The 18,100-nt window shown below is 60.3% G+C and carries 16 protein-coding genes and 2 pseudogenes; 4 read left to right on the top strand and 14 right to left on the bottom strand.

Going from position 1 to position 18,100, the window contains the following annotated elements; genetic code table 11:
• Positions 1 to 24: 24 nt before the first annotated feature.
• The 14 genes and pseudogenes from urtA to QMK58_RS03555 form a co-directional block, all read right to left on the bottom strand.
• Entirely contained in the window at positions 25 to 1,290 is a 1,266-nt protein-coding gene (urtA, locus tag QMK58_RS03490) for an urea ABC transporter substrate-binding protein (protein WP_053153869.1), read from the bottom strand.
• A 311-nt stretch (positions 1,291 to 1,601) separates the two neighbouring features.
• The gene (locus QMK58_RS03495) at positions 1,602 to 2,024 is read right to left on the bottom strand and encodes a hypothetical protein (protein WP_320395869.1); all 423 of its coding nucleotides are present in this window, start codon (positions 2,022 to 2,024) and stop codon (positions 1,602 to 1,604) included.
• Positions 2,025 to 2,221: 197 nt separating this feature from the next.
• Positions 2,222 to 2,896 (bottom strand): annotated as a pseudogene (locus QMK58_RS03500) (FecCD family ABC transporter permease); the annotation flags it as partial.
• Between the two features lie 28 nt (positions 2,897 to 2,924).
• A pseudogene (locus QMK58_RS03505) lies at positions 2,925 to 3,329 on the bottom strand (iron ABC transporter substrate-binding protein); the annotation flags it as partial.
• Positions 3,326 to 4,114, bottom strand: a complete 789-nt coding sequence (locus QMK58_RS03510; protein ID WP_320395870.1) for an ABC transporter ATP-binding protein — start codon at positions 4,112 to 4,114, stop codon at positions 3,326 to 3,328. The pseudogene QMK58_RS03505 and the gene QMK58_RS03510, both read right to left, overlap by 4 nt.
• Positions 4,115 to 4,294: 180 nt before the next feature.
• Positions 4,295 to 5,674: a PepSY domain-containing protein gene (locus tag QMK58_RS03515; protein WP_320395871.1), complete on the bottom strand. Its 1,380-nt coding sequence runs from the start codon at positions 5,672 to 5,674 to the stop codon at positions 4,295 to 4,297.
• A 109-nt stretch (positions 5,675 to 5,783) separates the two neighbouring features.
• Positions 5,784 to 7,901 (bottom strand): TonB-dependent copper receptor, encoded by a 2,118-nt coding sequence (locus QMK58_RS03520; RefSeq protein WP_053153876.1) that lies wholly within the window; start codon positions 7,899 to 7,901, stop codon positions 5,784 to 5,786.
• A gap of 84 nt (positions 7,902 to 7,985) precedes the next feature.
• Complete coding sequence (locus QMK58_RS03525) at positions 7,986 to 8,432, bottom strand: DUF2946 domain-containing protein (RefSeq protein ID WP_053153879.1); 447 nt, start codon at positions 8,430 to 8,432, stop codon at positions 7,986 to 7,988.
• Positions 8,433 to 8,452: 20 nt separating this feature from the next.
• On the bottom strand, positions 8,453 to 8,932 hold the full coding sequence (locus QMK58_RS03530) for a copper chaperone PCu(A)C (protein WP_320395872.1): 480 nt from the start codon (positions 8,930 to 8,932) through the stop codon (positions 8,453 to 8,455).
• A 49-nt stretch (positions 8,933 to 8,981) separates the two neighbouring features.
• The gene (locus QMK58_RS03535) at positions 8,982 to 9,380 is read right to left on the bottom strand and encodes a DUF2946 domain-containing protein (RefSeq protein WP_320395873.1); all 399 of its coding nucleotides are present in this window, start codon (positions 9,378 to 9,380) and stop codon (positions 8,982 to 8,984) included.
• Between the two features lie 171 nt (positions 9,381 to 9,551).
• Positions 9,552 to 10,280, bottom strand: a complete 729-nt coding sequence (locus tag QMK58_RS03540; RefSeq protein WP_320395874.1) for a cobalt-precorrin-6A reductase — start codon at positions 10,278 to 10,280, stop codon at positions 9,552 to 9,554.
• The gene (locus QMK58_RS03545; RefSeq protein WP_053153888.1) at positions 10,277 to 11,374 is read right to left on the bottom strand and encodes a cobalt-precorrin-5B (C(1))-methyltransferase; all 1,098 of its coding nucleotides are present in this window, start codon (positions 11,372 to 11,374) and stop codon (positions 10,277 to 10,279) included. The genes QMK58_RS03540 and QMK58_RS03545 overlap by 4 nt, the downstream gene beginning before the upstream one ends.
• On the bottom strand, positions 11,367 to 12,578 hold the full coding sequence (locus tag QMK58_RS03550) for a bifunctional cobalt-precorrin-7 (C(5))-methyltransferase/cobalt-precorrin-6B (C(15))-methyltransferase (RefSeq protein ID WP_053153891.1): 1,212 nt from the start codon (positions 12,576 to 12,578) through the stop codon (positions 11,367 to 11,369). Before QMK58_RS03550 ends, QMK58_RS03545 begins: the two co-directional genes overlap by 8 nt.
• 133 nt (positions 12,579 to 12,711) lie before the next feature.
• Complete coding sequence (locus QMK58_RS03555; RefSeq protein WP_320395875.1) at positions 12,712 to 13,602, bottom strand: hypothetical protein; 891 nt, start codon at positions 13,600 to 13,602, stop codon at positions 12,712 to 12,714.
• Positions 13,603 to 13,635: 33 nt separating this feature from the next.
• Here QMK58_RS03555 and cobG point away from each other — a divergent pair, with 33 nt between their 5' ends.
• Genes cobG through cobJ form a run of 4 tightly spaced genes read left to right on the top strand, consistent with a single transcriptional unit; the run spans position 13,636 to position 18,017 of the window.
• On the top strand, positions 13,636 to 14,958 hold the full coding sequence (gene cobG, locus QMK58_RS03560) for a precorrin-3B synthase (RefSeq protein ID WP_053153897.1): 1,323 nt from the start codon (positions 13,636 to 13,638) through the stop codon (positions 14,956 to 14,958).
• A complete protein-coding gene (locus QMK58_RS03565) occupies positions 14,951 to 15,577 on the top strand; it encodes a precorrin-8X methylmutase (RefSeq protein ID WP_053153900.1) in 627 nt (208 codons plus the stop codon). The genes cobG and QMK58_RS03565 overlap by 8 nt, the downstream gene beginning before the upstream one ends.
• Complete coding sequence (locus QMK58_RS03570) at positions 15,577 to 16,308, top strand: precorrin-2 C(20)-methyltransferase (RefSeq protein ID WP_053154097.1); 732 nt, start codon at positions 15,577 to 15,579, stop codon at positions 16,306 to 16,308. The genes QMK58_RS03565 and QMK58_RS03570 overlap by 1 nt, the downstream gene beginning before the upstream one ends.
• Positions 16,308 to 18,017: a precorrin-3B C(17)-methyltransferase gene (gene cobJ / locus QMK58_RS03575; protein ID WP_053153903.1), complete on the top strand. Its 1,710-nt coding sequence runs from the start codon at positions 16,308 to 16,310 to the stop codon at positions 18,015 to 18,017. Before QMK58_RS03570 ends, cobJ begins: the two co-directional genes overlap by 1 nt.
• Positions 18,018 to 18,100: the final 83 nt, after the last annotated feature.

Raw genomic sequence — 18,100 nt, forward strand, 5'->3', positions numbered from 1 at the left:
GCTCGGGCCCGGCATCCAGTGGCTTTAGTTGCTCTTCATCGCATAGTCCGGCTTCTTGTCGTTGCCCTGAATGAACGGGCTCCACGGTTGAGCGCGGATCGGCCCTTCGGTCTGCCATACGACGTTGAACTGACCGTCGGCCTGGATCTCGCCGATCATCACGGGCTTGTGCAGGTGGTGGTTGGTCTTGTCCATGGTCAGGGTGTAGCCGGACGGCGCGGCAAAGGTCTGGCCGGCGAGGGCTTCGCGGACTTTGTCGACATCGGTCGATTTCGCTTTTTCCGCCGCTTGCGCCCACATGTGGATGCCGACGTAGGTGGCTTCCATAGGGTCATTCGTTACCGCTTTGTCGGCGCCCGGCAGGTTGTGTTTCTTGGCGTAGGCTTTCCAGTCGGCGACGAACTTCTTGTTCGCCGGGTTCTCAACCGACTCGAAGTAGTTCCACGCCGCCAGGTTACCCACCAGCGGTTTGGTGTCGATGCCGCGCAGTTCTTCTTCACCCACCGAGAACGCCACGACCGGAACGTCGGTGGCTTTCAGGCCCTGATTGGCCAGTTCTTTATAGAACGGCACGTTGGAGTCGCCATTGACGGTCGAGATGACGGCAGTTTTGCCACCGGCCGAAAATTTCTTGATGTTGGCGACGATGGTTTGATAGTCGCTGTGGCCGAACGGGGTGTACACCTCTTCGATGTCCTTGTCGGCCACACCCTTGGAATGCAGGAACGAACGCAGGATCTTGTTGGTGGTGCGCGGGTAGACGTAGTCGGTGCCGAGCAGGAAGTAGCGCTTGGCGCTGCCACCTTCTTCGCTCATCAGGTATTCAACGGCAGGGATCGCCTGCTGGTTCGGCGCGGCGCCGGTGTAGAACACGTTCGGCGACATCTCTTCGCCTTCGTATTGCACCGGGTAAAACAGCAGGCCGTTGAGTTCCTCAAACACCGGCAATACCGATTTGCGCGATACGGAGGTCCAGCAGCCAAACACCACGGCGACCTTGTCCTGGGTCAGCAGTTGGCGACCCTTCTCGGCGAACAGGGGCCAGTTCGACGCCGGGTCCACCACCACCGGTTCCAGCATCTTGCCGTTCACGCCGCCCTTGGCGTTGATCTCGTCAATGGTCATCAGCGCCATGTCCTTGAGCGACGTCTCGGAGATCGCCATGGTCCCGGACAGGGAATGCAGAATGCCGACCTTGATGGTCTCTGCGGCCTGGACGGTCCAGGTCATACCCATCGCGGCAATGGATGCCGTGAGTGTGAAAGCCTTGATCAAGCTGCGACGCTTCATTGTGCGATCTCCATGAACTTATGAATTTTCTGGGTGGCAGATGCGGACTACTGAAGGGTCTATAGCAAGGGCTGTGCCCGGTCGGGCAAAGGCAGGGAAATGTCGTTCTAGAGCGGTTGCGAAGTTTGGCAGCGCACCAACAAGGATCGAGTCTGGCGCGTTGGTGCGAAGCGTTGCGCCGAATTGGGGCAGGTAGCATCGATGAATTGTGGGGCTTACTCGCGAATGCAGTGTTGCAGTTGCGATTTAAGTTGTCTGACACACCCTCTTCGCGAGCAAGCCCGCTCCCACAAGGTCAGCGGCGCAACAACTCAGCTTTTAATGCAGGTCTCAAAACCATGTCCGCCTCCTTCGTACTCAGGGCCGTAGTAGTACTTGGTGAATGAAGTTTTCCCTTCAGGGGTTTTAGCAATTTTCCCGAGCCCGACGCCGTAATCCTTGAGCGACGGATCCGTATGGGCAAAGTAAATCGCCAGGGAGCTCAAATTGGCGGCAGCAAACCCGTTATATCTGGAGTTGTCGGGCAGCGTCAGCGTTAAACTGTAGGCACCGTGTTCGCCGGTACTCTGTCCGGCATTGAGCTTCATCTCGACAACACCTTCAAACGGACCGATATGGCTGTCCATTCCGGTACATTGATACCGACCGCTGTAGTCAGCGCCAGTAAAGGGCGGCTGCACTGCCCAAGCGGGTACTGAAACAATCGCAACGGATGCGATGAACTTTTTGAACATGTTTGCCTCTTTCCGCTCTTGTAAGAGTTGTGGCGATTAAGTTGTAGGAATAATCGTCATTGAAGTGTGCGAGCGTTGTACGTTTTAACTCGCGAGTGCGGAGTATGAATATGATGGTGAACTTGTTAAGCGCTAACTCAATACGAGATTTTTCCGGGCGTAAATGCAGTTCTGAAGTTTGTTTAATCAAAGTGGCGTTAACGACGGCGCATCAGGCCGATGAAGAACAGCCCGCCAATCGCCGCAGTGGCAACGCCGATGGGCAAGTCTTCGGGGGCGATCAGTGTCCGGGCGGGGACATCGACCCAGACGAGAAACACGCTGCCGATCAACACGCACACCGGCAGCAATCTTCGGTGTTCAGCCCCGACCAGGCGCCGCGCGATGTGCGGTACCATCAGCCCGACAAAACCGATGGAGCCGCTGATTGACACCAGCACCCCGGTCATCAATGACGCAATCACAAACACTCGCAGGCGCACGCTGCGTGCATTCAGGCCCAGGGTCACCGCAGTCTGTTCGCCGCTCATCAGCGCATTCAGTGGTCGTGCCATACCCAGCAGCAAAATGAGCCCGAGCAACACACTGACTGCCGGCACGGCGAGCAATTCCCAACGTGCCAATCCGAGCCCGCCAAGCATCCAGAACATCACTGCCGAACTGGCTCGATGGTCGCCCATGAACAGCAGCAAATTGGCAATCGCCATCATCACGAACGACACAGCCACGCCGCACAGCAGCAAGCGGTCACTGTCCAGGCGACCATGACGACTGGCGATCATCAGCACCACCAGCATGCTCAACAATGCACCGATGAATGCCGCGATCGGCAAGGTCAGCAGGCCAACGATTTCACCGACATGCAGCACCGCGCCGATCAATGCCAGGCCGGCACCCACCATTGATGCTCAGCGGCTGCAGGCTCTGCGGCGTGAGATCGCCACCCACGCGCATGCCGTAATCCCAACCGGCGAAGAAGAAATCGACGTTGGCATTGAGCAGGGTTTCCACCGACGGATACTTGGCCGCCAGCTCCGGCAATCCTTCGAGAATGCTCTGCATCTCGGGCGTCACGGCCTTCCAGCCACTGATGCCGCTGTAACCGGCCATCTGTGGTTTGAGGCCGAGGGCGAGCATCATCTGGGTCATGTTGATGTCGTGGCTGAGCGCGTGTTTGGGTGCCTGCTCGAAGGTCACTTCACGGTTGCAACTCTGAATCGTCAACGGGTAGTGCGTGGCCTCGGCAAACACCTGGGTGCTACCCAGCAGCAGGGTTAGGGAAAGAATGGAGCGCAGCAGCTTCATGGTTGGGTTATCCAGGTGATTCGTGGGTAGCCGTGCAGTGGATGTTCATCGATCAGCGCCTGGACGCCGAACACATCGCGCAACAGCGCAACGGTCAGGACTTCCTTCGGAGTACCGCTGGCAACGATACGACCATGGTTGATCACATACAGCCGATCGCAAAAGGCAGCGGCCAGATTGAGATCGTGGATGCTTGCCAGGGTGCCGATCTTCAGGCGCTTGACCAACTTCAAAAGCTCCAGCTGATAACGCGGGTCGAGGTGATTGGTCGGCTCATCGAGGATCAACAGTTGCGGTTGCTGGGCCAGGGCGCGGGCAAGGATCACACGCTGTTTTTCGCCACCGGAGAGGGTGGTGAACGCGTGATCCTCGAAGCCCTTGAGACCGACCGATTCCAGGGCCTGGCTCGCGAGGATTCGATCCTCGACAGTGTCGCCATCGAACAGGCCTTTGTGCGGCATACGCCCCATGGCGACCACTTCCTCGACGGTCAGGCCGAAGGCCTCGGGGAATTCCTGCAACACCACGGCGATGCGTTGCGCACACCAGCGCGACGATTGTTTCCAGACATTGTGATGATCGAGTCTGACCTCCCCGCTTTTCGGTTTACTGAAGCGCCAGGCACAGCGCAACAGGCTGGTCTTGCCGCTGCCATTGGGGCCGATTAGCCCGACGAACTCACCGGCAGTCACGTGTAGCGAGGCGTCACGCAGCTGGAATTGGTGGTGGCAATGGCCGTGTCCCAGGGGTGTCCAGGCGAGGTTCTTGAGGTGTAGCGAGGTCATGCAACTATTCTTGAGGTGAAGCCAATGGCCTCATCGCTGGCAAGCCAGCTCCTACGGGACTTGTGCACATTCTGTAGGAGCCGGCTTGCCAGCGATGAGGCCCGAAAAGAGACCCGCTATTGCCAGTGTGATGTGCGGGGGAAGTCTACATTGCTAGTTCCACCGCGCATCTCGCCTGTTTCAAGATGAAGATGAGGCCGATTCAGTTTGCCGGGTGAAACGCGACAGCAGCAGCCGATCGAGCAACCACACCACCACCAGCGAAGCGCCCACCAGCGGGAAGGCCACCGCCAACGCGAACATGATGACCATCGCGGTCTTCCATTTTGGCAGGTCGTGGCGCAGCGGCGGTACGCCCAACTTGCCTTGCGGGCGACGCTTCCACCAGATCACCACACCGCTGACGGCGCTGAGCAGGATCATCAGGCAGATGATCAGCACGATGATCTGGTTGACCACCCCGAACATCTTGCCTTCGTGCAGCATCACGCCGATTTCCGTGGCGCGGGCAACCGTGCCGTATTGCTCGTAACGCACATCGGCGAGTACGTCGCCGGTGTACTGATCGACGTGCAGTGTGGCGTCGTTGCGTGGATCGTCGGCGAACACGGCGATGGTGAAGACACCGGTGGCGGTGGTCGGGAAGGTGATGCTGTAACCGGGTTCGACCTTGCGTTGCACGGCGATGTTCTGCACGTCTTGCAGGCTGATGGTCGGCGCGGCCGGGCCGGCCTGCGCACCACCGTGGGCCATGTGTTCGGCATGGTCACCGGACATCGGCATCGGGGTGTTTTCCATGGCCCATGGGACGGTCTGGCGGGTTGCACTGTTGAGACTGCGGGCCTCGACGTCGGATTTCGGCACGTCATCCCACATCGCTGCCGGAAAGACGTTCCACACCGCTGCGTATTGCTGGCCCCAGAACCCTGTCCAGGTCATGCCGCTGAGCAGCATCACCAGCAGCAGGGAGGCACCCCAGAATCCGGTGACGGCGTGCAGGTCTCGCCACAGGACGCGGCCGCGACTGCTCAAACGTGGCCACAATATGCCCGCCGCTTGACCGCGCGGCCACCACAGAAACACCCCGGAGACCACCAGCACCACGCCCCAGCCAGCGGCCAGTTCGATCAGCCGGTCACCGACGGTACCGATCATCAACTCGCCATGGATCGCCCGGGCGATGGCTTGCAGGTTTTTCTTGGCATCTTGCTCGCCGAGGATGTCGCCGTGGTACGGATCGACGAACACATTCAGCTCGTTGCCGCCATTGAGCACGACAAACTGTGCGCTGCGTTCGGCGCTGACCGGGGGCAGGTATTGCTTGATGGTTGCCTGTGGGTAGGCGTCCTTCACACGCTTGAGCAGATCGTCGGCCGGCACGCTGTGATGGCCGGCCGGAACATTGAGCAGGCTGCTGTACATCAATGAATCAAGCTGCGGCTTGAACAGGTAGAGGGTGCCGGTCAGGGCCAGCATCACCATGAAAGGCGCAACGAACAATCCGGCATAAAAATGCCAGCGCCAGGCCAGGTTGTAGAAATTCACTTTGGGCTGTTTCATCACGTGTGCTCCGCGTGGCTGGATCTTTTAGTTGTTTGTTTTGCGGTTGCTGCGTAACCGATCGCGAGCAAGCTCGCTCCTACAAAGGAGCGGCTTGCCTGCGCTGTTGTCAGAAACTCATATCCACCTTGGTCCAGAGCGTTCGCCCCGGTTCCTTGATGGCTTGCGGGTCATTGGCGGGGTAGCCAAAACCGGCATTGCCGGCCAGGTTCAAGTGTTCGGCGTAAGCCTTGCCGAACAGGTTGTCGACACCGCTGCTGACCTTCCAGTTTTTGTTGATCCGATAGGCACCGTTGAGAGAAAAAACGCCGAAACCTGGCGTCTTGTCGAAGTCCTTGCCGACCACGTTGCCCTTGTTCTGGTCGATACGGTTTTGCGCGGCGACTACTCTCCACAAAGCGCCGGCGCTCCAGTTTTCTTCGCTATACGTCAGGCCGAAACGCGCATCCAGCGGCGGCATTTGCGGCAATGCATTGCCATCGCTGCTGTTCTTGCCCCAGGCGTAGGCCAGGGTCGCGTCGGCTTTCCAGTTTTCGCTGAGCTTGTAGGCTGCGCCCAGTTCGCCGCCCATGATTCGCGCGTCGATGTTTTCGGCTTGCGAGGTTGTGCCCATCATGGTCGGGGTGTAGTTGAACAGGATGTAGTCGCGCACCTGGCCGACATACGCCGAGGCCCAGGCTTCGAGGTCTTCGGTTTGGTATTGCAGGCCGAAGTCGAGCTGAGTGGTTTTTTCCGGCTTGATCGAATCGAACGCGTTCACTGATCCGGCGGGGCCGGAGTTGGGCGAAAACAGCTCCCAGTAATCCGGGAAACGCTGGGTGTGACCGAGGCCCGCGTACAGCGTGGTCGGGCTGTCGGCCAGATCGTGTTCGTAGCGGATGAAACCGCTGGGCAGGGTATCGGCGCGGGTGTCGTCGGCGGTCGGGTTCGGGCGGGTCATCATGCCCGAGCCGATGGTTTGCCGCAAATCCCTGGCCGAGGCACGGTCCAGGCGTGCACCGCTGATCAAGCGATCACGGTCGGCGGCGTACCAGGTCAGCTCACCGAACACCCCGTAATTATGGAAGTCGGCGTCCTTGGTGTACGGCAGGTCCTTGTAGGTATCGATGCCCATGGCGCTGCGTTGGCGATGCTCGTTGGTTTGTGCGTCGATGCCGCTGATCAACTGCACATCGGCCCAACGCCATGTCGCTTTGACCCGCGCACCGAGGGTGCGGCGGTCGACGTTGGACGCCATGGGACCGGCCATCATCCCGGTACCGGACGGCGTGCGCAGGGTGTAGTTGTCCATCACGTGATCGGCGTAGTTGTAGTAGACCTGCGCTTCGATCTTGTCCAGCACATCGCCGATGTTGGACTGTTCGAAACGCAGGCCAAGGCTCTCGCGCAGGAACTGCGAACCGTCCATGCCGCGTCCGGCGTAACGGGCTTCGCCATCGCCCTTGCCGGCAGTCAGCTCCAGCAAGGTGTCGGCGTTCGGGGTCCAGCCGACGGCGACGTCGCCGTTCCATTTGTCGTAGCGTGACGCCACGGTGTCGTTGTTGCCGTCCTTGTAATCGTCGGCCTGTGCGGTGTTGCCGATGACGCGCACATAACCCAATGGCCCGCCGGCAGCGGCGTCCACCACTTTGTCGAAACGGCCGTTGGAGCCGGCCAACACGCTGGCGTTTACCCGTGTGCCGAGTTCACCAAAGCTTTCTGGCTCGCGGTCGAAGAGGATCGTACCGGCCGAAGCCCCTGGACCCCAGAGCACGGTTTGCGGGCCCTTGATCACGGTCAGTTTGTCGTAGGTTTCCGGTGAGATGTACGAAGTCGGCGCATCCATGCGGCCCGGGCAGGCGCCCAGCATCATGCCGCCGTTGGTGAGGATGTTCAGTCGCGAACCGAACATGCCGCGCAAGACCGGGTCGCCATTGGTGCCACCGTTGCGTACTTGGGCGAAGCCTGGAATGGTCTTCAGATAGTCGGAGCCGTCACTGGCCGGCACCGGTTGGCGTGGATCCCTGGGGTTGGTGACGATGGTCAACGGTGAACTTGGGGCAATGGCGGTGATGACGGTCGGGCTCAGTTCTTCACTGTGACCGGTGTGTTCATCGGCCAGCGCGGAAGGCGCGAGCAAGGCACCGCACAGGAGCGCGGTGGCGTGCCTGAAGCGAATGCTGGACTCGCTCAGGGCATTAGAGGCTTGGGCAGTGCTCAAGCGCGGGGCAGCGGAAAACCTGGACATGACAATTTCCATCGAACAGTCGTAAACGACACGGCCGACAACCTGATGCTGTCTGCGCAACCGTGTGAAATCGGAGGTGGGTGTTTACGCGACGACAGGCGGGGCGCGGGTGCGGGCGCCGGGGAAGAAGGTTTGCCGGGCATGACCCAGGCGTGGGGAAGGGGTCGTGAAGGTGTTGACGGTCGGGATGTCGAACGTTGCGAATGACCCGCCACCCGTCAGCGCCGGGCAATTGAACAGCAGGCTGCAATAACCGCACTTTTCCCACAGCGCATGGTGTCCGGCTTCTGGTGGGCAATGTTCGGCGGCAGGTTGCGCGCCGTGTCCGGCGTGCTCCATCGCCGGCATGTCCATGCTCATGTCCATCGACATTTCCATGGACATCGGGGCGTGCTGATCCATCGGCATCGACTGGGAAATCAGTGGACCGATGAAAATCATCAGCATGGCGAACAGGCTGATCCAGCTGCCGCGTGTCAGGCTCAATGACTGACCGCGTGACCTGGATGACCTGGCGCTAAGCGGGCGCATGGCGAATTCTGCTCAGACGCTTACTGGGCGTGCACGTGCTGTGCCGTAACCTCGGGCGCCTGTTTCTGCACCGCGACTTCGACGCTCACGTCGCCGGATTTCTCGAAGTGCAGTGTCATGGGAAAGCGCTTGCCGTCACTGAGCAGGCTGCGGTCTTTCAGGTTCACCAGCATCACGTGATAGGCCATGGGGGCGAAGGTGACGTTGCCGCCGGCTGGAATTTCCACGCTCGGTACCGGCTGCATCTTCATCAGGTCGTTTTTCATCACGTGTTCGTGCAATTGCGCTTCGCCGGCAATCGGCGAGTCGACGCTCAGCAGACGGTCCGCGGAGTTACCGCTGTTGTGGATGATGAAGTACGCCGCCACGGTCGGTGCATTGGGCGGCAACTCCTGCGACCAGGGATGGGCGATCTCCAGTGCACCGACCTTGTATTCGTGGGCATTGGCAAAGCAGGCAGGCAGCAGCAACGCAGCCAGAACGATGAGTTTGTTCAACATGGCAGTTCTCCAGAGCGATTCAAAAACGCAGATCAATTGCGAGCAGGAATCAGACCAGAGGGGGGGCGCGAGGATTGAGGCTCGGCCATTGCTGGCGCGGTGTCGGGGTGTTCAGCGATGGCGGCGGCTGGCTTCGATTGGACTCGAAGTGCGCGAAATACAGCTGTGGCTCGTGACCGGGAAGCGCGACCATGGGGGCGGAGCCAGAGCAGCACCAGCAATGCTGCATGCTGGAATGGTCGTCGTTTTGTGGCGCTTTCTGTTCGATATTCCCCAGTGAAATCGCCACCATCTTCGTACCGCTGGAAGAGCAGAAACTGCCCCACAACAATTGTTCGGCAGGCGACTTCGCCGACTGCGCCATCGCACCGGTCATCGGCATGGCGAGCATGTTGAACAGCACTGCGAAGCAGGCGATCCAGGCAATTGCGAGCCGTTGTCGGGACATGGGACAAATCCGGTGGGTGAGCGATCAGGCGCGGCTATTTAGCCTGATCAGGGCCGATAAGTAAAAAGACTGCGTGTGGTTTGGTGTCGCAGCGCCAAACAATCATAGCCTTCATGATAGTCGCGAATTCCAGAGTGCCAGTATCACTTTGGCTTTGCTCGTTCGCATCGATCACATCGATGCCTGCTCTGTCATTGCACGCAATATTTCGGCCACCGAGCCAAACTCACGCTCAACCCCCGGCAACACCGGCCGCTTCAATACAATCACCGGCACCCCACGCTCCCGCGCCACCTCAAGCTTCGGTTCAGTCGCGCTGCTGCCGCTGTTTTTGCTGATCAACACGTCGATGTTCCTGCGTTCGAACAGGGCACGTTCATCGTCGATCAAAAACGGCCCGCGCGCGCCGATCACTTCGCAACGTGTGTTGCCCGGGTAAACGTCCAGTGCGCGCAGGGTCCAGAATTGTTCCACAGGGATTTCGTCCAGATGCTGTAGCGGCTCGCGACCGAGGGTGAACAGGGGGCGGTGAAAGGGTTTCAGGGTTTCGATCAGTTCCGCCCAATCGCAGACTTCTCGCCAGTCGTCACCGGGCTGGGGTTGCCATGCCGGGCGCCGAAGGGCCCAAAGGGGAATGCCGCTCAGTCGGGCAGCTGTCGCGGCGTTCTGGCTGATCCGGGCGGCGTAAGGATGGGTAGCGTCGAGAAGCAGGTCGACGCCATTTTCGCGGATGAACTGCGCGAGGCCTTCGGCTCCACCAAAGCCACCGACGTGAACCTGGCACTGCAGATCCGTCGGCACCCGCCCTATGCCGGCGAGGCTGTAGATGTGCTGCGGCCCCAGTGTGCGGGCGATGGCCAAGGCTTCGGTCACACCTCCGAGCAGCAAGATTCGCTTCATTGAAAAGCTCCCGCATGTCCAACGATCCCGCCTTGACGGTCGATGGCAAACACCTCGACCTGAACCTGTGCAGGCACGACGCTGCGGGCGAAGTTCAGGGCGTGCCGACACACCTCATCACCGAGGGCGACCCCGGCGGCGCTAGCCATGGCCAAGGCTTGCTGACTGGTATTGGCCTCGCGAATGTCTTGCTGCAAAGCTGCATCGGCGCCGATTGCCGCCGCCCAGTCGGCCAGTTGCGGCAGGTCGATGCTGGAATGACGGCTGTGCAAATCCATATGCCCGGCCGCCAGTTTGCTGATCTTGCCGAAACCGCCGCAAAGGCTGAGTTTATCCACAGGCACTTTGCGCAGGTGCTTGAGCACGGCGCCGACAAAATCGCCCATTTCGATCAGGGCAATTTCCGGCAGGTTATAGATCCGGCGCATGGTGTCTTCGCTGGCGTTGCCGGTGCAAGCGGCGATGTGCAGGTAACCGTTGGTTTTGGCGACATCGATGCCTTGATGGATCGAGGCGATGTAGGCCGCACAGGAGAATGGCCGAACGATACCGCTGGTGCCGAGGATCGACAGGCCGCCGAGAATGCCCAGGCGCGGGTTCATGGTTTTCAACGCCAGTGCCTCGCCGTCCTCGACGTTGATCGTGACGTCAAAACCGCCGCCATAACTGAACTCGTCAGCCAGCCGCGACAAGTGATCGCCAATCATTTTGCGCGGCACCGGGTTGATCGCCGGTTCGCCGACCCCTAGCACCAGCCCCGGCCGGGTGACCGTACCGACGCCTCGCCCTGCGATGAAGCGAACGCCCGGTGTGGCACTCAGGCGAACTTCGCAGAAGAGCAGGGCGCCGTGTGTCACGTCCGGATCGTCGCCGGCGTCCTTGATGGTGCCCGCCTCAGCGCCGTGTTCGGTCAGGCGGCAGAACTCCAGGCGCATTTGCACCTGTTTGCCCTTGGGTAGAATGATTTCGACTGCGTCGGCGCACAGGCCGCCGAGCAACAAGCGAGCGGCTGCGAGGCTGGTGGCGGTGGCGCAACTGCCGGTGGTCAGGCCACTGCGCAGGGGCGCGGGTTGCTCTGCGGTTTCGTCACGCATCGAAAGGCTTCGTCACGTCCAACAGGGTAATCGGCAGGGCCTGACGCCAGGTGTCGAAGTCTCCCAGCGGTTGGGCCTGAGCGATATGGATGCGCGTCAGCTCGCCGCCGTGCTGTTCGCGCCAGTTCATCAGAGACATTTCACTTTGCAAGGTCACAGCATTGGCAATCAGGCGCCCACCGGGTTTAAGTGCGGTCCAGCATGTATCGAGCACGCCCTCACGGGTAACCCCGCCGCCGATGAAAATGGCGTCGGGCCGTTCCAGCCCGGTCAGCGCTTGCGGGGCGCTGCCTCGTACCAGTTGCAGACCAGGAACGCCAAGGGCATCGCGGTTATGTTCGATCAACGCTTGTCGGCCCGCATCCGCCTCGATGGCCAGTGCGCGGCAACTGGGGTGAGCGCGCATCCATTCGATGCCGATCGAGCCACAGCCGGCACCGACATCCCACAGCCGTTCACCGGGCATTGGGGCGAGGCGGGCGAGGGTGATGGCGCGGATATCGCGTTTGGTCAGTTGGCCGTCGTGTTTGAATGCCGAGTCCGGCAGGCCTGCCAGTCGTGACAGGCGCGGTGTGTTCGGTTCGGCGATGCAGTCGATGGCGATCAGGTTCAGGTCGGCGATCAGCGTATCGTGCCAGTCGCTGGCGACCCCTTCGATGCGGCGTTCGGCTTCGCCGCCCAGATGCTCCAGAACGGTCATGCGACTCGGACCAAATCCGCGCTCGCGCAGCAGGGTCGCGACAGCGGCGGGGGTTCTACCATCGTTGCTCAACACCAGCATGCGGACACCGCTGGCCCAGTAGGCATTTAGTGCCGGGATCGGACGGGCAACCGTTGAAAGCGTAACGACGTCCTGCAATGCCCAGCCCATCCGGGAGGCTGCCAGCGAGCATGAAGAGCTCGCGGGCAGGATCAGCATTTCACTGGCAGGCAGTTTTCGAGCGAGGCTGGCGCCAACGCCATAGAACATCGGATCGCCGCTGGCAAGAACACAGACAGGCTCTCCGCGTCTGGCCAGAACCGGCTCAATCGAAAACGGGCTGGGCCACAGTTGACGCTCGCCACGTATGCAGACCGGTAGCAAATCCAGTTGGCGTTGGCCGCCGATGATCCGTGATGCGCCCAGCAACGCATGCCTGGCATTTCTGCCCATGCCCTTGAAGCCGTCTTCACCGATGCCTACCACTGTCAGCCAGGGGGTCATGCTGTTCCTCATTTATCAAGCGACGCCTATTCCTCACAGCGCTCAGGCCTGTGCCTGTCTGCGCCGTTGCGCATGATAGCGCGGTGGCGGTTGCATTGGCCTGTCGGAAGTCGGTGAAGTCGTTTTGCGGGCCTCAGGCGTTGTTTCTGGTCTTTGCCAAGTCGAATCTTTTCATGCTGATGCTGAGAAGCTTTTTCTCGATGAGTGCTCTTCGGGTGTCGAGTTTACGTCTGTCGAGTTTCAGGTAGGCGCATTGCTGAATAATGTGGGTCGTGTGTCCCGCCCAATTCCAGAACAGAAAACTGCTCTTTTTCGTGTTAGCCACCAGTTCCAGGTTAAAAACGCCAATTTCCAGAAAGCCCTTTGCGTCGTAACGGGTCGGAATGACCTGAAAGCGCTCCCCCTGCAAGCTTTCAGTGTCCAGGGAATAGTTCGCCGCTTTGTTGGGTTTCAAGGCGTCGAGCGTGTCGATCATGGCATTTCCCTGGCGGCGATCGGGCATGGCCTGAGCGCTTTGCACCAGGAGGTCGGCAACGCTTTTCGAGACATCGTATTGTGTGCGGGTGAAGATGGCATCATTGAAGACGGACCAGCCTAGAAAATCCAGTGTATTGACGTACTCGTTGAGCCACACTGCCGAGTTGGCAAAACGGCTGCTGAGCCTATCGGCAGAGCACGTGGCGATTTGGGTGCATTGGGTCAAATCGTCAAAGTCCTGCAGTGAGAGTTCACCTATGCATGAAACCAGGTTGTGTCCGGTCGTGGTGCCCGCAGGCAGTTGAATATCCATATGAAGCTCCATGTTTTCACAGTGGGTTGGTGAGGGTTGTGAAGCCTTCGGACCGTACAAGAGCGGTTGATGAGTTGAAATCAACGTTGTTTGAATAAATGAGTCTTGCGCTTCGTTTAGAAGGGCATGCCTGTTTGATGTCCATCCACCTGAACACTCAATCATCGACCAGCCGCTCACGCGTTTCGTCGTCAACCCATTTGAGCTTTTCATCCCGCCGAGCAAAGCAGGCATAATGCCGACCTTCGTCCCGCAACCGGCCATCCCGTGAATTCAGGTCAGACTTCCAGTCCTATACGCCCTTCGGCCTGTCCCGGGTTGTTGCGTGTCGTCCAGGCGTTGGACGGTGGCATTTGCCGGATCAAACTTGACGGCGGCGCTATCCGCGCGGATCAAGCCCTTGCCGTGGCCGATGCGGCGCAGCGATACGCCGGCGGCGTGATCGAGGTGACGAATCGGGCCAACCTGCAAGTTCGCGGCATTGGTCCTGATGCACGGGCATTGATCGATACACTGCTGGCCGCCGGGCTGGGACCCACCACTGTCGCCGGCGACGATGTGCGCAATCTGATGCTCAGTCCTACCGCCGGCCTTGATCGGCATCTGCTGATCGACACTCGCCCTCTGGCCCGGCAAATTCTCGACACTTTGCAAACCCATCCGCGCTTTCACGAGCTATCGGCCAAGTTCGCCGTGCAACTCGATGGCGGCGAAGGCCTGGCGATGCTCGAACATCCCCATGATCTTTGGTTAAGCGCGGTTGAGCGCAATGGCGAGCAGTTGCTGGCGTTTGGTCTGGGCGGGTGTCCGACGCAAGCGCCTGTCGCGGCGGTACGGGTGCGGGATGGACACCGCCTGGTGGTGACGGTGCTGGAATTGTTTCTTGAACTCGCCCGGCCGGAGCAGACCCGGATGCGCCATTTGCTGGCCGAGCATCCGCTTCACTTGCTGTTGGAAAGACTGGCCGGGCATGTATCACTGTCCCCCATCGAGAACTGGGAGCGCACGCCCAATCTCTGCGGGATGCACATCGGCATTTATCCACAGCGCGAGGAAGGCCTTGTGTACGTTGGTGCCATGCCACCGCTGGGGCGGTTGAATCCAGCAATGCTCAAGGGCGCGGCGATGCTGGCCGAGGCGTTCGGCGACGCGAGCCTGCGCATGACACCCTGGCAAAGCGTGTTGCTGCCCAACATCAGCCAAGCAGACGCCAGCGCTGTCAGTCAGCAGTTACGCGCCCTGGGGTATCTGACCGACGCTACCCAATCCCTGTCCCATCTCGTGGCGTGCACCGGCTCGACCGGTTGTGCCAAAGGGCTGGCGGATACCAAGTGTGATGCACGGCAACTGGCCGTACTTTTGGGTGATCAATCTGTACCGGTGCAGGTTCACTTGTCAGGCTGTGCGCGCTCCTGCGCTTGCGCACACAGTGCCCCTGTCACATTGCTGGCTGTCGCACCCGATCACTACGATCTCTATTTTCGCAATGCAGCGCTGCCGGGTTTCGGCGCGCTGCACGCACGCAACCTTACTATTGAAGCGGTCGCGTCCCTGCTCGACGCCCGCTCACGGAGCCCCCTTGATGCTTGATTACATCCGCGACGGTCAGGAGATCTATCGCAATTCTTTCGCGATCATCCGCGACGAAGCCAACCTCGACCGAATCCCGGCTGATCTGGAGAAGCTCGCGGTCCGTGTGATCCACGCCTGCGGCATGGTCGAGGCCATCGACGGTCTGCAGTTTTCCGACGGCGCGGGCAAGGCCGGGCGCGATGCGCTGGCTGCCGGAGCGCCGATCCTGTGTGATGCGCGGATGGTGTCCGAAGGTATTACCCGGGCACGTTTGCCGGCGAACAATCCGGTCATCTGCACCCTGCGTGATGAGAGCGTCCCGCAGTTGGCCCGCGAGTTGGGTAACACCCGCTCCGCCGCCGCCCTGGAGCTGTGGCGCCCGCATCTGAAGGACAGTGTGGTGGTAATCGGCAACGCGCCCACTGCGCTGTTTTATCTGTTGGAAATGCTCGATGCCGGCGCTCCGAAACCGGCACTGATCCTCGGTTTTCCGGTGGGTTTTGTCGGTGCGGCCGAGTCCAAGGCAGCGTTGGCGGCAGACAGCCGTGGCGTGCCGTTCGTCATCATGCAAGGTCGCCTGGGCGGTAGCGCCATGGCCGCCGCCGCCGTCAATGCCCTCGCCACGGAGATCGAATGATGCAGCAACCTGGACGGTTGATCGGCCTCGGCGTGGGCCCTGGTGATCCGGAACTGATTACGGTCAAGGCTCTGCGTTTGCTGCGAGAGTCGCCGGTGGTGGCGTACTTCGTGGCCAAGGGTAAGAAGGGCAACGCGTTCGGCATCATCGAGGCGCATCTTCAAGAGGCGCAGAATCTGCTGCCACTGGTGTATCCGGTGACCACCGAAGTGCTGCCGGCACCGTTGTCCTATGAGCAAGTCATCAGCGATTTCTACGATGAGGCCGCCCAGGCGGTGGCCGCGCATCTGGACGCCGGTCGCGATGTCGCGGTGATTTGCGAGGGCGATCCGTTCTTCTACGGCTCCTACATGTACCTGCATGACCGACTGGCCGAGCGTTACCAGGCCGAAGTTGTGCCGGGTGTGTGTTCGATGCTGGGGGGGGCGTCGGTGCTCGGCGCGCCGCTGGTGTATCGCAATCAGAGCCTGTCGGTGCTGTCCGGTGTGCTGCCGCCCGACGAGCTCAAACGTCGACTGGCCGATGCCGATGCGGCGGTGATCATGAAGCTGGGGCGCAACTTTCCCAAGGTTCGTCAGGTGCTGGAAGAACTCGGTCTGGCCGAGCGTGCGTTGTACGTCGAGCGCGCGACCATGGCTAATCAGAAGATCGTACCGCTGGATCAGGTCGAGCCGATGTCTTCGCCTTACTTCTCGTTGATCATCGTTCCCGGTGAAAGGTGGCAAGGCTGATGATTCCTTCAGTTCCGGCGATTGTCATTCTCGGCAACGGCAGTCTCGCCACCGCGCGCAGTATTCAACAGGTGTATCCCGACGCCCTGATTCACGGCCTGTCCGGACGGGTGGACGGTGCGGACCAAACCTATCGTGAATTCGGTTCGACTCTTCGTGAGTTTTATCAACAGGGCACGCCGATCATTGCCTTGTGCGCTGCCGGGATCGTGATTCGCACCCTGGCGCCGCTGTTGCTGGAAAAAGGTGCCGAGCCGCCGGTGCTGGCGGTGGCCGAAGATGGCAGTGCGGTGGTGCCATTGCTGGGAGGCCTCGGCGGCGTGAATGTAATGGCGCGGGAGATTGCAGCGGCACTTGAAGTCTGCGCGGCAATCACCACCAGCGGGGAGCTGCGTTTCGGCACGTGTTTGCTCAACCCACCCAATGGATATGCCCTGGGTGATCTGGAGCGGGGCAAGCGTTTTGTTTCCGATTTGCTGGCAGGCGAAACGGTGCGCATCGAAGGTTCGGCCCCCTGGCTGGCACAGGCGCAATTACCTGAGGATGCACAAGCGCGGTTGACGGTGCATGTCAGCCATGTTGAACGTAGCCCGGCGAAAGACGAACTGTTGATCTATCCACGCAACGTCGTGGTCGCTGTGAGTCCGGGAATGGCGGATGTGCCGACAGCCGTTCGCGCAGCTTTGCATCAAGCCGCAATCGCGCAACAGTCACTGGTCTGTCTGCTGGCTTGCGAGACTGAAATGGCCAGCCCGGCGCTGCGTGAAGCGGCGATTGAACTGGATGTGCCGTTGCGGTTCGCCAAGCCTGAGGCATTAAGAGGTGATGGACTGCGCCGTGCCGTTGGCCAGTCAATCTCCGTCCTGCTTGACGGCGCCATTGCCATTGCAATCGCTGAACAGCCTTTGGACTCGTCGCATGTCGGCCGTCCTCGTGGACGCCTTGCCGTGATTGGTCTGGGCCCTGGCGATGCTCAATTGATGGCGCCGGCGGTGAAGGCTGAACTGGCCCGCGCCGATGACGTGCTGGGTTATGAAACCTATGTGCGCATGGCGGGGCCTTTCCGCGCCGAGCAGGTGTTGCATTGCACGGATAATCGCGAAGAAATGCAGCGCGCCCGGCACGCTTTTGAACTGGCAGCCAAAGGGCGTTCAGTGGTGGTGGTGTCGTCTGGCGACCCGGGTGTTTTCGCAATGGCTGCGGCCGTGCTGGAAGCGCTTCACGAGTCCGCCGATGCAGCATGGCATCGCGTTGATCTGGAAATCCTGCCTGGCATCTCTGCTTCGCTGGCGACTGCCGCCCAGGCGGGTGCACCACTGGGCCATGACTTCTGTGTATTGTCGCTGTCGGACAACCTCAAACCCTGGTCGATTATCGAGACCCGCCTGGATCTGGCGTCACAGGCCGATCTGGCCTTGGCTTTCTACAATCCAATTTCCCGAGCACGCCCTTGGCAACTGGGTCGGGCACTGGAAATCGTCGCCCAGCACCGCACTCCCCAAACTCCGGTGGTGTTAGGTCGTGACATCGGTCGTCCGGGGCAGACCTTGAAGGTTACGACACTGGGCCAGTTGAGTCCCGATCAGGTGGATATGCGGACGATGGTACTCATCGGTTCGTCGACAACTCGCGTGATTCCACGTGCTGACGCTGGCGTCTGGGTTTACACGCCACGAAGCTATGGCGATAAGCTTTTGCCTGTCGAGTAATAACTCTTTCTGTTACCGGTCGAATAAACCGGGCCGCCTTGGTTGTTTGCTCAAGGCGGTTGTAAGGGTGATTGTCAATTAAG

This window comes from Pseudomonas sp. P8_241, assembly GCF_034008315.1.
GTDB lineage: Bacteria > Pseudomonadota > Gammaproteobacteria > Pseudomonadales > Pseudomonadaceae > Aquipseudomonas.

Excerpts from the sequence above, each read along its gene's own strand:
- urtA (WP_053153869.1), bottom strand. The coding sequence starts at position 1,290 with ATGAAGCGTCGCAGCTTGATCAAGGCTTTCACACTCACGGCATCCATT.
- QMK58_RS03495 (WP_320395869.1), bottom strand. The coding sequence starts at position 2,024 with ATGTTCAAAAAGTTCATCGCATCCGTTGCGATTGTTTCAGTACCCGCT.
- QMK58_RS03510 (WP_320395870.1), bottom strand. The coding sequence starts at position 4,114 with ATGACCTCGCTACACCTCAAGAACCTCGCCTGGACACCCCTGGGACAC.
- QMK58_RS03515 (WP_320395871.1), bottom strand. The coding sequence starts at position 5,674 with ATGAAACAGCCCAAAGTGAATTTCTACAACCTGGCCTGGCGCTGGCAT.
- QMK58_RS03520 (WP_053153876.1), bottom strand. The coding sequence starts at position 7,901 with ATGTCCAGGTTTTCCGCTGCCCCGCGCTTGAGCACTGCCCAAGCCTCT.
- QMK58_RS03525 (WP_053153879.1), bottom strand. The coding sequence starts at position 8,432 with ATGCGCCCGCTTAGCGCCAGGTCATCCAGGTCACGCGGTCAGTCATTG.
- QMK58_RS03530 (WP_320395872.1), bottom strand. The coding sequence starts at position 8,932 with ATGTTGAACAAACTCATCGTTCTGGCTGCGTTGCTGCTGCCTGCCTGC.
- QMK58_RS03535 (WP_320395873.1), bottom strand. The coding sequence starts at position 9,380 with ATGTCCCGACAACGGCTCGCAATTGCCTGGATCGCCTGCTTCGCAGTG.
- QMK58_RS03540 (WP_320395874.1), bottom strand. The coding sequence starts at position 10,280 with ATGAAGCGAATCTTGCTGCTCGGAGGTGTGACCGAAGCCTTGGCCATC.
- QMK58_RS03545 (WP_053153888.1), bottom strand. The coding sequence starts at position 11,374 with ATGCGTGACGAAACCGCAGAGCAACCCGCGCCCCTGCGCAGTGGCCTG.
- QMK58_RS03550 (WP_053153891.1), bottom strand. The coding sequence starts at position 12,578 with ATGACCCCCTGGCTGACAGTGGTAGGCATCGGTGAAGACGGCTTCAAG.
- QMK58_RS03555 (WP_320395875.1), bottom strand. The coding sequence starts at position 13,602 with ATGCCTGCTTTGCTCGGCGGGATGAAAAGCTCAAATGGGTTGACGACG.
- QMK58_RS03565 (WP_053153900.1), top strand. The coding sequence starts at position 14,951 with ATGCTTGATTACATCCGCGACGGTCAGGAGATCTATCGCAATTCTTTC.
- QMK58_RS03570 (WP_053154097.1), top strand. The coding sequence starts at position 15,577 with ATGCAGCAACCTGGACGGTTGATCGGCCTCGGCGTGGGCCCTGGTGAT.
- cobJ (WP_053153903.1), top strand. The coding sequence starts at position 16,308 with ATGATTCCTTCAGTTCCGGCGATTGTCATTCTCGGCAACGGCAGTCTC.